The 12,576-nt window shown below is 54.8% G+C and carries 11 protein-coding genes; 5 read left to right on the top strand and 6 right to left on the bottom strand.

Going from position 1 to position 12,576, the window contains the following annotated elements; genetic code table 11:
* Positions 1 to 33 precede the first annotated feature (33 nt).
* Positions 34 to 966 carry a hydrogen peroxide-inducible genes activator gene (locus tag RA157_RS16605; protein WP_350334232.1) on the bottom strand — a complete coding sequence of 311 codons (933 nt, stop codon included), beginning with the start codon at positions 964 to 966 and terminating at the stop codon, positions 34 to 36.
* A gap of 143 nt (positions 967 to 1,109) precedes the next feature.
* On the opposite strand from RA157_RS16605, the gene RA157_RS16600 reads away from it, so the two are divergent.
* A complete protein-coding gene (locus RA157_RS16600) occupies positions 1,110 to 1,340 on the top strand; it encodes a YdcH family protein (RefSeq protein WP_350334231.1) in 231 nt (76 codons plus the stop codon).
* Positions 1,341 to 1,742: 402 nt separating this feature from the next.
* Here RA157_RS16600 and RA157_RS16595 read toward each other — a convergent pair whose 3' ends face one another.
* Entirely contained in the window at positions 1,743 to 2,366 is a 624-nt protein-coding gene (locus tag RA157_RS16595; RefSeq protein ID WP_350334230.1) for a nucleoside/nucleotide kinase family protein, read from the bottom strand.
* 331 nt (positions 2,367 to 2,697) lie between these two features.
* Here RA157_RS16595 and RA157_RS16590 point away from each other — a divergent pair, with 331 nt between their 5' ends.
* Positions 2,698 to 3,750 carry a glutathione S-transferase C-terminal domain-containing protein gene (locus RA157_RS16590; protein WP_350334229.1) on the top strand — a complete coding sequence of 351 codons (1,053 nt, stop codon included), beginning with the start codon at positions 2,698 to 2,700 and terminating at the stop codon, positions 3,748 to 3,750.
* Between the two features lie 492 nt (positions 3,751 to 4,242).
* Here RA157_RS16590 and RA157_RS16585 read toward each other — a convergent pair whose 3' ends face one another.
* The 3 genes from RA157_RS16585 to dctP form a co-directional block, all read right to left on the bottom strand.
* Positions 4,243 to 5,598 (bottom strand): TRAP transporter large permease, encoded by a 1,356-nt coding sequence (locus RA157_RS16585; protein ID WP_350334228.1) that lies wholly within the window; start codon positions 5,596 to 5,598, stop codon positions 4,243 to 4,245.
* Entirely contained in the window at positions 5,598 to 6,827 is a 1,230-nt protein-coding gene (locus RA157_RS16580; RefSeq protein WP_350334227.1) for a TRAP transporter small permease subunit, read from the bottom strand. The genes RA157_RS16585 and RA157_RS16580 overlap by 1 nt, the downstream gene beginning before the upstream one ends.
* A 117-nt stretch (positions 6,828 to 6,944) precedes the next feature.
* Positions 6,945 to 8,045, bottom strand: coding sequence for a TRAP transporter substrate-binding protein DctP (dctP, locus tag RA157_RS16575; protein WP_350334226.1), 1,101 nt, complete (start codon positions 8,043 to 8,045; stop codon positions 6,945 to 6,947).
* A 404-nt stretch (positions 8,046 to 8,449) separates the two neighbouring features.
* On the opposite strand from dctP, the gene RA157_RS16570 reads away from it, so the two are divergent.
* Complete coding sequence (locus tag RA157_RS16570) at positions 8,450 to 9,586, top strand: hypothetical protein (RefSeq protein ID WP_350334225.1); 1,137 nt, start codon at positions 8,450 to 8,452, stop codon at positions 9,584 to 9,586.
* A 203-nt stretch (positions 9,587 to 9,789) separates the two neighbouring features.
* On the opposite strand, the gene RA157_RS16565 is transcribed toward RA157_RS16570, so the two are convergent.
* Positions 9,790 to 11,184 (bottom strand): methyl-accepting chemotaxis protein, encoded by a 1,395-nt coding sequence (locus RA157_RS16565; RefSeq protein WP_350334224.1) that lies wholly within the window; start codon positions 11,182 to 11,184, stop codon positions 9,790 to 9,792.
* Between the two features lie 114 nt (positions 11,185 to 11,298).
* Here RA157_RS16565 and RA157_RS16560 point away from each other — a divergent pair, with 114 nt between their 5' ends.
* Complete coding sequence (locus tag RA157_RS16560) at positions 11,299 to 11,823, top strand: alpha/beta hydrolase fold domain-containing protein (protein WP_350334223.1); 525 nt, start codon at positions 11,299 to 11,301, stop codon at positions 11,821 to 11,823.
* Positions 11,823 to 12,575, top strand: a complete 753-nt coding sequence (locus tag RA157_RS16555; RefSeq protein ID WP_350334222.1) for an SIR2 family NAD-dependent protein deacylase — start codon at positions 11,823 to 11,825, stop codon at positions 12,573 to 12,575. The genes RA157_RS16560 and RA157_RS16555 overlap by 1 nt, the downstream gene beginning before the upstream one ends.
* The last annotated feature ends 1 nt before the right edge of the window (position 12,576 follow it).

The raw sequence follows: 12,576 nt of genomic DNA, 5'->3' as shown, positions 1-12,576 counted from the left end.
AACAGGAACGGGTAAAACGGCCCACTTTCCGGCTCATTCCACGGTCACCTGCCCGGAAAAATTCTCACGCGCCACATCTTTGACGATCCGCGTCAGCCGTTTCAGAGCGCCCCCATGTGGCGACCGCTTCCGCCACACCATACCGATGGACCGGGTGAGCTGATTTTTGCGAAACCGCAGAACAGCCACATCAGACTCACCCTTGGGGACCTCTGACTTGGCGTAGAGTGCGGGGAGGAAAGACACACCCATGTTCAGCGCTACCATATGGCGGATGGCATCAAGGCTTGTGCCCTCATAATCCGACCTCAGGTGAGCCCCCAGCTCATCACAGAGCGAGGCAATCTGGTCATGAAGAGTGTAGGCTTTCGACAGGGTCAGAACATCCTGACCAGACAGATCGTCATCACTCGCGTCTGATTGCCGGGCCAGGGCATGATCCTGTGCGACAGCCAGAACCAGAGGCTCCCGGAACAGACGTTGAACCGCCACATCCGCAGACCGAAAGGGCAATTGTGTCAGGATAAAATCATGGCGCCCCTGCAGGAGCTCTTCCTTCAAGACCGCTGGTGCAGCATCTCGCACGATCACCTTAAGGGACGGATAGGCCTGATGAATCCGGCGCATCACCTGGGGCAGGAAATAAGGCCCCAATGTTGGCGTAGAGCCCAGTCGCAATGTGCCGCTGATACCCTCTCTTGCCCCTTGAGCGGACGTCTTCAACCCTTCAATATCATCCAGAATAACACGTGCCTGCTCCAGCACATCGCGGCCGCCCGGTGTCAGAACCGCACCACGCCTGCCGCGCTCTACCAGATCCAGACCAAGTGCAGCCTCGAGGCCGACAATCTGCTGACTGAGAGAGGGCTGGCTAACGCCAATTTGCTCCGCAGCTTTGCGGAAATGGCGTGTATCAGCCAGAGCCACGAAGTACCGCAACTGTCGAAGTGTAATATCCTGGGCCAAGGGTATCCTCCAGAATCTATCCGTCATTAGATAGGTTTTTCCAATCAGATTTTCAGGATGAATTGGATTTATTTTTCTTCCACTCACACCGATATCTTCATCAGCGGCCCAGACACGGGCTCGCACAGATCAAGGAGATGACAGTGAACAAAAGGACCGTATCAGCGACCGCTCTCACAGCTCGAATTCACGCCTTGAGCCGCAAGCATCAGGACATTCATGCCCTGATCGAGGCGGAACAGATGCGCCCGCGCCCTGATACAAACCTGGTGAGCAGGCTCAAGAGAGAACGCCTGAGCCTGAAAGATTCGCTTTATGCGGCCCAGCGACTGCAAACCCACAGCACCAGTCTCTCGGGGCTGTCAGCCACCTGAGCTAAGGAAAGGAAAGACCGATGATTTATCTTTTTCCGTGGCTGATGGCAGCACGTCTGTTTCACAGCCCGGACCTTGATGACATGAAAGAAGCTCTCACCCCAACCGACCGTTAGGGTGCGGCGGCCCGTCTCCCGCACCCACAGACGCAGCCGGAGTGCCTGTTGGCCGCAGTCGAATAAAGACAAAAGTCAACCCTGGTCAAACACCCATCCCCCTCCTCCGGCTGCGTTTCTTTCCCGCTAATACACCGTTACCAACTTGCTGGGATCTGTTCCGGATCAAGGAGCAATGACACCCTACAGCGTGCTTCTGAAAAGTTGATAGATTTTTCGGATAAAAGCTCGCGCAGAAACAAACTCTTAAAGCACCACTGCCAATTCAGGTTAAAGGTCTGGTACTTTAAAGGGAGTTATGCCGGAACGTTAAGGTTGGCCTGTCAATTTGCGCATTCTGGACGATAGCATCGGCGATTTCGCGCGGTTTGTTTTCTTGCAGGTAGAGATCGCAGGCAGCCTGGTAACGTTCGTCATGCAGGCGACGCGCTTCTTTGACCCCGCCGAGCTGATCCGCATCACGATGCGCTCCGCGCTCCTGTGCGACCTCGCGATCGACATCAAGGAAAATGGTATAGTCCCAAAGCCCGCGTAGTTCAGTCCGAAGCAGAAAACTTCCGTCGACAATGACAATACAGTCGGCACTGAGCATTTCTTCTGGCATGTGGACTGGCAAATCGGCTTCCAGATCAAAGGATGCTGTACGGATTGTCCATTCTGTGTTTTGTCCTCTTGCTGCGTACCCCAGAGGCTTAAGGAGTAAAGTTGCAAGCGCATCGAGGTCATAGGCATCTTCATAGTACCCACGTGCTGACGCGCGGCCCTGCCTGTATCTGATTGCGCGCGGGTTATGAAATCCATCAACACCAACATGCCGAACAGAGCGACCATTGGCTACAATAGCGTCGGTCACTTCTCTTGCCAGTGTTGTCTTGCCTGATGCGATACGGCCATTCACCGCTACGCGCAAAGGTCTGTCTTGGGGAAGACAACAGATTGCAGCAGCAATCTTCCTGACGACGTCTGTTCGATTTTCTGGCTGCATTCTGGATGCGTTCCCTTTGGTGCACGGCGGCTGACTGATACCTGTTGAGCCATACTACCTAATCTGAGTTTCTGAAAACAGATAATGCAACTTTGAGGGACATTTCCTACAGCGTATTTCTGACAAGTTGATAGGTTTTTCGGATAAAAGCTCACCCAGAAATAAACTCCTAGGGTCAAGACCAATTCAGATTAGAGGCCTGATGCTGTAGGGTCAGATTATATAACTTACCACCTATCACCAGTTGGGCAGCCGCATGACCAAGGACATCTCAACCGAAGAAGATCAGTCTGATATCAGGGACCGTCGGGCACGGGGTGAGTTTGTGCGTGGGGTCTCCGGGTTTCGTCATCTGCTCGGGGATGCTGACTTTCCGGCAGAACCGGGGCGGTATCATCTGTTTGTGGCGCTGAATTGCCCCTGGTGTCACCGGGTCACTCTGGCCCGCGCCGTGCTCGGACTTGAGGACAGCATCACGATGGATGTGGCCTTTCCCAACCGGACGGGAGAGGATGACCCGGACGGTCCGAACCTGTGGGAATTCGCCCCTCACCGTAAGGCCAGCCTGACCGGTGCGCCTTTGCCGGAATGCACGTTGGAGACAGGGACGGGTGAGGGCCTGCGGCTTGCCAAACAGATCTATCAGCGCGAGGGCTCTGAAGAGCAATCAGTCCCTATTCTCTATGACAAAGTCGCAGGCCGGATCGTCAACAATGAAAGCGCCGAGATCATCCGTATGCTCGACGCCCATACAGAAGCTCTGACAGGTGCTCTGGCAGGAGAGCCAGAGCGTAGAGACCACCCGCGCCTCCGGCCCGACGATCCTGACCTGAAGGGCGAACTCGATGCCCTGAACGAACGCATCTACACGACCATCAACAACGGGGCCTACAAAGCCGGATTTTCGTCTGACCAGACCGTCTACGCCCAGGCATTCGAGGCCTATTTTGAAACGCTGGCCTGGCTCGAAGGCCTGCTCTCCGATGGTCGCCCGTTCCTGACAGGTGACACTTTCACAGAGGCCGACCTGCGCCTGTTCCCCACGCTCTACCGGCATGATCCGGTCTATACCCTGCGCATGAAGCTGAACGGCGCGCGCATCCTCGACTATCCGAACCTGTGGCGCTGGCTCTGCCGGGTCTATGCACTTGATGGCGTTGCCGAGGCCGGATCGCTTGTCCACTGTCGCCAGGGCTATTTTGGCCGCTCCTGGAACGGCGTCATCCCTCTGGGTCCGCTTCTGCCCATGCCCTATCCGGACGCCTATCGGCACCCGGAGCTGATACGCTATTGCAGAGCCCCGATGTAAAACGGCCTATCCAGGCGAAAGGAACCCGGGTTGAACTTAAACGGACAACCGCTTCGCATAACTGGAAAATAATCTCCACTCGGAGCGTTACAGTTCCATCAAATAGCCCAAAATCTCTCAGATAAGAATTTGCAAAATCCCGCCTTATATTTTTGCGGGTCAGACTCTGATTGCCAGCCAAGGAATTCGATATAATGAAGAAAAATACCAGAATTATTATAACAATATTTGTTTTTATTATAATATCAGGGATGTATGAATACTATGTTCACACGTGGTCAATTGCAAATGACGGCCCAATAATAAGATTAGATATAGTTATGATCTATCCAATTATCCTAACTATTACAGCCCTAGCTTACTACTTTACCGGAAAATTGAAGTGACCATGGTTCTTCAACTCAGTCCGAACGGCTGGGTCACGTCTACCCTTACCCTATCTGGACACCTGCCAGCCCCCGAGCCACACACCGCGGCTCAGGGATTATTGCATCACCCGTAAACCAGCCGTGGCAGCCACAGGATCAGATCGGGGAACAGCATGCAGAAGCTGAGGCCGAGGATCTGCAGGGACAGGAAGGGCAGGGCGGATTTGAAGATGTCCGACATGGGGATTTCCGGCGGAGCCACACCACGCAGGTAGAAGAGCGCATAGCCGAATGGCGGTGACAGGAAGCTCATCTGCATGTTGACCAGATAGAGCACGCCGAACCAGAGCGCCAGATCGGTCGAGCTGTCGAGGCCGAAGAAATGTGCCCCGAGCCCTTTGATGATCGGCACGAAAATCGGCACGCAGAGCAGCAGGATGCCCACCCAGTCGAGGAACATGCCGAGCACCACCAGAATGACCTGCATCAGGATCAGCACGCCCCAGGGGCCAAGGCCGGTTGCGGCAATGGCTCCGGTGACGAATTGCTGCCCGCCTTCCAGCACATAGAGACCCACAAAGATGGTGGCCCCGAACATGATCCAGATCACCATTGAGCTGGCTTTCAGCGTGGTGATACAGGCCTCGCGGATGGTCGGCCAGTCAAGTTGCCGGTGAAGGGCCGCCACGATAAACGCCCCAAAGGTGCCAATCCCCGCCGCTTCAACCGGGGTTGCGGCGCCGGAAAACAGCACCGTGAACACCACCATGATCAGGATAATAGGCGCGGCCATCTGCTGCAGAAGCTGCATCTTCTCGCGAGTGCTGACCCGCTCGGCCACCGGAATGGGAGGCCCGAGCTCGGGGTTGATATAGCAGCGGATGGTGACATAGAGGATATAGAAGCCCGACAGCATCAGGCCCGGAATAACCGCACCGATGAACAGCTCACCGACCGACTGTTCCGCCACCACCGCGTAAATGATGGCCAGAATGGAGGGCGGAATGAGAATGCCGAGCGTGCCGCCTGCCATGATCGACCCCATGGCAATCTTGGTGTCATAGTTCCGTCGCAGCATGGCCGGAAGCGCAATAATGCCCATGGTCACCACAGCCGCGCCAATCACCCCGACCATGGCCGCCAGAATGGTGGAGGCAATGATGGTAGCGCTGGCCAGGCCACCCTTGAGGCCGCCCAGAAGCTTGTAGATGACGTCGAACATCTCCTTGATGATCCCGGCCCGTTCCAGCATGGCCGCCATGAAGATGAACAGCGGAATGGCTGAGAGCTGATAGTCGGTCATCAGCGGGAAAATCCGACTGGGGACAATGTTGAGCGTCTTTGCGTCTCCCAGAATGAACAGGAACACGCAAGCCAGACCGCCCGTGACAAAGGCCAGTGGCAGACCGGCGGCAAGAAGCGCCAGCAGACTGCCGAACATGATCAGCGTCAACCAGCCGATTTCAATCTCGAGACCCATCAGACAGTCCTCCCGCTGGTCAGATCATCAGCGGGGCCCACAAGCACCGCCAGATCCTTGAGCACCTTGCTGAGGCCCTGCAGGATCAGGAGCAGCGCGCCGACACCGATGACGATTTTCACCGGCCAGTACTGAATGGCCCATTCGGTAAAGCTCACCTCCCAGTTGGTGCCCTGCATGGCATCGGACGCGAAAATCCAGCCCGTCACCAAAAGGGTGCCTGCGAAGATGAAGAAGAAGACACTGGTCAGCAGGTCGATGAACGCCTTGCCGCGGCGGGACATGCGGGCATAGAAAATATCCACCCGCACATGGCTTTCTGTCAGCATGGCATAAGAACCGGCCACCAGATATTGCATGCCGAACATCAGGAACATGCTCTCATGGGCCCAGTTGGTCGGCGAGTTGAAGACGTAACGCACCAGCACCTCATAGTAATAGGTGAACACCGCCAGCACCGACCAGAACGCCACATATTCACCCGCAAACAGCGAGATGCGATCGAACAGTCCGGCAAGCCCGGTCCCGGCCAGCTTGCGATCATCAGGCAGGGTTTCCCGCTCCACCACATGGCCGGGATTGGCCGCCAGTTTGGCGTCTCCCTGCCGTTTCATGCGGGGGATCAGCAGAAGGTCAATCAGCAGGAACAGCAGTACGCCGAAGAAGGTATACCGGGCCACAGATGACCAGAATCCTTGCGATTTCTCAGCCTCGGCCAGATTGATCTGCAGCTGGGAGATGTCTCCCTTGATCCGGGCAATGGTGTCTTCCGCCTTGGTGATGCGGTCGCTTTCTTTCCTGATCTTGCGCTCAAGCCGTTTCTTGCGCCGCTCATCGTCTGCGGTCAGCTCCGTCAGCTGGCTTTCCGCATCCGTCACCGCCTTGCGGGATTTTTCAATCCGCCGCTCGTTGCGGGCAATGGAACTGTCCACCACTTCCAGCTCAGACCGGGCATCAGAGACGATCACCCGCTCATCCCGCTCCACACCGGATGCAAACAGGATGATGGCAAACAGAGGCCAGTAGAGCATGCCCCAGACATTTTTCAGGTAAAGCCGGTGCAGGCCGAGAAAGCCGCCCACCAGCCAGACGAAATAGGCTGTCGGCGTGGAATAGGCATCCGTGGCCGCAGGCTTCTGCGTCCGGGCCAGGGCCATGGCAATAAGCGGGAAAACCGCAAGCCCCAGCCAATAAAGCCAGTGGGGCAGAACAAATCCGATACTAGGCATGGGCGCTCCAAATCAGAATGGCATACGGCGAGCTGCGCATATCGCATGTGCCCGGACCAAAAGGCCCGGACACACGGCAGATATGACACACAGCAGATATACAGCGTGCTTCAGGATTTAGAGCTTCAGTTCCTGACCATCGATCATGTCGTCGGTCACATAGCCAAGTGAGCCGGACTTCATGTATTCAAGCTGGATCTGGAAGACACGGGCCGCGTCCTTGTCCTTGTTGGCCCAGGCAAACCAGCGCGGCACAGCCACTTCGGTGACCGCTTCCACATCATCCTGGCTGAGGCGGGTGACCTCTGTACCGGCTTCCTCGAATTTGACCCAGGCCTCCTGATCGGCCTTCTGGATGGCCGCATGATGATGGACGGAATAGGCCTTGGTTTCCATCTCGACGAACTGCTTCATCTCGGGTGCCAAAGCATTCCAGGCGTCCATGCCAACCGTCAGGTCCATCAGGTCAACCGGCTGATAGAGCGACATGAAGCCCGGAGGGCCCATGGAAATATATTTGGTCACCTGGTGGAATCCGAGGGCATAGTTGATGGCCGGGCCAACGAAGTCGGCCACATCAATGGTGCCTTTCTCAAGGGCGGGGAAAATCTCAGAGCCCGGCAGAAGCGTGGTTTTCGCGCCCAGTTCCTGGAACACCTCAGCCACCATGCCGCCCGGCAGGCGCATCTTGCGGCCGCGGAAGTCATCGACAGACCGGATAGGCACCTTGGAATGAATGATATTCGGGCCGTGATGGATCGGGCCCACATAATAGAGCCCTTCGCGGGCGAACAGTTCACGGGCGATTTCAAGGCCGCCAAGACCGTAATAGAACACATCCCATTCATGCGGGTTGCGCAGACCCATCGGATAGGAGCTGAGGAACACGGCTGCCGGCATCCGGCCTGCCCAATAGAGGGTAAAGGGGTTCATCGCCTGCAGCACGCCGTTCTTCACGGCATCAAACAGCTGGAAGTCACCAACCACGTCTTTCGCGCCGAACGGAATGAACTCAAGCTGGCCGCCGGTCTTTTCCTTGATCGAGCCGCACCAGTCCTTGAACACCTGAAGGCCGAGGCCTCCGGGCCAGGATGTCTGCACTTTCCAGGTGGTGGTCTCACCCGCTGCCGTGGCAATCGCCGGAGCAGCAAGGGTGGCTGCACCTGCCAGTGCGCTTCCTTTCAGAAACGCCCGGCGGGTTCTCAGGTCTTTGGTCATTCTCTCTCCTCCCAATATGGCCCCGTCCAAAGCCGGACGGGTTCCTCCTCGTCTATTCCTTCCCCCAATGATGGTCTTCAATACAGCGGAGCATTTCCGGTGAGCGTCAAACCACTCCCAATGCTCTCTTTCATCGGTTTGGGAGCGCATTCCTCCCTGAAAAACATTCAGCCCTTCAGAACAACGCTCAGACCCGACAAGCCTTCCCCGCCTCCCAACGGAGAAGGCTAGAGGCCATTTACTCTAGCACAGTTTATTAGACCGATCGGTCTAATGCATTACGACGAAAGTCTAAACATGGATGGGGAGGGGCATGCCTGTTGTATTTTGAATTTCAGGAATTGCAAATTTTAGTTGCATGACTAATATAAATACCACCAAATAAAAAGAGGGGGGCAAGAGTGATGTGCTGGCACAGGATTAATGGCTTAGAGAATATATTCTGGCTTTCAGGTCTCTGCTACTATGTCCTCTTCCTGCTTTTTCCGTTGAAAATCATGAACCAACCACTGGCTGAAGATCCAATGTCAGTCTTCGGTTTTGCGATACTGCTTGCTGGCATTCTGCTTGCTAAGCTAATACAACGTGCCTTCTTTCGTAAAGTCCGGCTTATGACCTCAAGCGGGGCCATTCAGACGGAATTCAAAACCCATGACGCATTTATTGACTGGTTTCACAAAGTCGCGGAACGGTCATTCCTATGTATCGCAGGAACCCTGATACCACTGGCTCTTCTCGGAATTTACTGGACCGATAGCCTGGAAGAAGCAAAGATACATTTGCTGGCAGGGAGTTTTCTGGGCGTATGGATGATCTCCACACGCTTTGCGTATGGTGTCGCAACCGGCATTGCAGCCGCAAAACTATCGCACAAATCAGCCATCTTTCTCCTCAGTCCGTCTCACCCGGACCGTTCATCTGGCTTCGGACATCTTGGGTATTTTTATTTTGAGCAAGCCTTGGTGTTATTGCTACCAGCTGTCTACATGGTTTTCTGGATCGTGCTTGTCAGCATCAATATGGGTCAGCTGGAGCGAAGTGAACTCGTGGAGCGTGTTGAGGCTGCCATTGAAAACCGGGACCCCAAAAATCCGCAACTTAATAACATTCTTGAAAGGTACGTTCAGTGCGAGAATGGTCATTACGATTCCACGACCTGTGAAGCAAACCAGAGAGCTTTCATCTGGTTCGATCACTTTGTTCGATTGATCGTTTTCAACCTGATTATCTTCATGCTTATCTGGCTTATCCCGTCCTATTATATACGGCAAAAGATGAAGGAGGCTCGTAAAGAGCAGGTCGATCCATTTATAGAGCGCCTCGAGAAAGAAATTGCCCATATAAGAACTTCGCTTGCGGGGCCGAATATCCAGATGGGAGACTCGCCCAAAAACCATACGGATTATCAAACGCTTGATGAACAAGCCTGCGTGCTGGCAAACCTGAGATCAACACCAACATTCCCGATCCCGCTCGGAACTGCGATCACAACATGGGTATCAAATGTATCCGCTATCGTAGGCCTGATCAGTTTGGGATAAATATCGAACGTTTGAAATGTTTGGAGAAAAGTCTGCCCGCTCACTCCTCCAGCACCAGCAGGCAGGCACCCAGGAGTTTTCTTGTGTCGTCAAAGACCGGGGTTTTTCGGCCAGCCAGCGGGAGGCGAGGCGGTGGCGTGGGGGCTGGTTCCACAATCAGTCTCAACAGGGAAAAGGCGGGCGTCAGCCCGCCCAGTATTCTTTTAAGCTGCGAGCACCTTCTTTGTGAAATCGTCGATCGAATTCAGAAGCTCTTCTGTGCGGCCGGTCAGGTTTGCGGCTGCGCTTTTGAATTTCTCTGCCGTATCGCCTGATTGTCTGGCCATTGCGGTCGCATCATCAACACTGTTCTTGAGCTCCATCGCGCCCTGATAAGCCGTGTCGGAGGCCTTGGCGATTTCATCAGTCGCGGCCTTCTGCTCCTCGGACGCATTGGCGACAGCTTCACCCACTTCACTTATCTCCCGAATAGCGCCGGTGATAGCTGACACAGCCTCAACCGTATGAACTGAGGCACGTGTCATCTCTTCAATCTGGGATTTAATCTCTTCGGTCGCCTTGGATGTCTGGTCAGCAAGCTGTTTCACCTCGGCAGCGACAACGGCAAATCCTTTTCCGGTATCCCCGGCACGAGCGGCCTCAATGGTTGCATTGAGTGCCAGGAGGTTCGTCTGCTCCGCGATCTCCTGAATGAGGTTCGTCACATCGGCAACGCGGCCAACGACGGTGTTCAATTGGCCAGCCGTAACCGTTGTGCTTTCACTTTCTGCTGTTGCCGATTGTGATAACCGTGATGATTGAACCATCTGGTCAGCAATCTGCCTGTTACTGACAGACATTTCTTCTGCTGCACTTGCAACAGTCTGTACGTTAGATGTTGCCACTTCCGCAGCTTCTGCGGCCGCATTGAGACGGCCACTGGTTGTTGACGCTGTATCCGCAAGAGAATCGGCCTCAATCATGAGATTGCGCGTTGACTGCTGAAGCTCATTGGCAATCAGTCCGACGGACTGCTTCAATGTCTCGGCCATCTCCGCAAGTTCCCGACTACGGCTTTCAGCGTCTTCGCTGTCTTTGAGACTTTGGACTTCCTGCGCCTCTCGTGCTTCAACACTGCACGTCTTCAGAACCGATACGGCTCTGTAAATAGCAGAAACCTCGTCTTTGGCATCTTTCTGCGGGACCTGTACGGCAAGATCACCTTCTGCAAGGCGCGTTACGATATTCGTAAGCGGGGTCAGGGCCCGGATTGAAACAAAACACCACGCAGCCGTCATCAGACCGATCAGTACGGCGACAAAACTGACGATCAGCATAATCATCTGAAAACCACCGATTACATCGTTGACCGAAGAGCCGATCTTCTGGTTTTGCGCTTCCTGATAATCGATATAGGCGTTGATACTTGCAAGCCAGTCAATGAAGGCGGGTCGGGCATCCTGCATCAGCATCAATTTGGCCTGATCCTGATTACCGGTTTCCCTGAGTTCAATGATTTTACTGATCAAAGGTTCGGTACGAGCTTCGATATCACGGATTGCCTGAATAAGCGGCTCGCTCTCCTTGCTCGGCTTGTGCTTGCCCAGCAAATCACGCATGCGCTCATCAGACTCTGCATAAAATGCTTTCAGACTGGCGATTGACGATATGGCTGATTGAGACTGCTCTTCATTGGTCCAAAGGACCACGTCCCTCAGTTCGATCGCTCGATCATGTACACTGCCACGGAAGTTGATGGCATAGCGCTGCAGCACGCTGTTGACATGGTTGATCTGGTTGAGGTTGTTGTCCGTTGTCACCGGCTTGGAACACAGGGACCGGATGGCCAGCTGCATATTTATCCCGGCTTTGGCGGTGATCGTACCGCTCCGTCTTATGAAGAGCATGCGCATGCGCCGATGTTGACCCGCGAGGATTGCGAATATTACTTTCGGATCTATGGCGAGTCCGAGTTTGAACGCTTTGAGGCTTCACCGGAGTTTGCCCCACTTTACCAGCCGGATTTCAGTATCTTTCCACGCGCGGCGGTGTTTACGGCTGATATCGATCCGCTTCGGGATGATGGTAGTCAGTTTGCTGAACGGCTGCATGAAGCCGGCATTCCCTGCCGGTTGAGAAATGACGCGGAGCTGGTCCATGGCTATGTCAGGGCGCGTCATATGTCCCACCGGGTAAAAACGGCGCTGGATGAAGTCTGTGCGTCTGTTGACTGGTTACTGGGTTCGGAACCTGTCTGATGACTGCTGATCCGGTTTCTCTGCTTCGGTCGATGATTGAAGAGGCGGGCCGGATTGTGTTTTTTACCGGCGCCGGTATTTCAACAGAGTCAGGCATTCCCGACTATCGCAGCCCGGGCGGGCTGTGGACCAGAATGCAGCCAATTCCATATCAGGATTTCATCGCTTCGGAGGACGCCCGTCTTGAGGATTGGAGCCGTCGCTTCATGATGCAGGCTGTCTTCTCTGAAGCCGAACCCGGCAAAGCTCATACGTTCATGGCGGATCTGATCAGGCAGGGGCGTGCGTCGGCTGCTATAACTCAGAATATTGACGGTTTGCATGAGCGCTCCGGTGTGTCGCCCGACCGGGTGGTGGCTCTTCATGGGCACGGCACTTTCTCCCGTTGTCTTGGTTGCGGGGAAAGGGCGGAGCTGGACGATATGCAGCGCATCGTTGATGAGACCGGTTTGTCTCCGCGTTGTGAGACGTGCGGTGAACTCCACAAGGCTGCGGTTATCTCGTTTGGTCAGGCCCTGTCTGAACAGGACCTCCATAAAGCGATCAACTATTCCTCAGATTGTGATCTGTTTATTGCAGTTGGCTCCAGCCTGCAGGTACAACCGGCTGCCTCATTGCCTCTTGTTGCAAAACAGGGTGGTGCCCGGCTGGCCCTTGTGAATGGTGAGGAAACACCGCTGGATGATCTCGCCGACTGTGTGATTCACGGTCAGATCGGGCCGGTGTTTGATGCACTGGCAGAAAATGAATGAT

It is taken from the genome of Coralliovum pocilloporae, assembly GCF_030845175.1.
In the GTDB taxonomy this organism is placed as follows: Bacteria; Pseudomonadota; Alphaproteobacteria; order Rhizobiales; family Cohaesibacteraceae; genus Coralliovum; species Coralliovum pocilloporae.
This window is presented reverse-complemented; position numbering and strand designations above follow the sequence as displayed.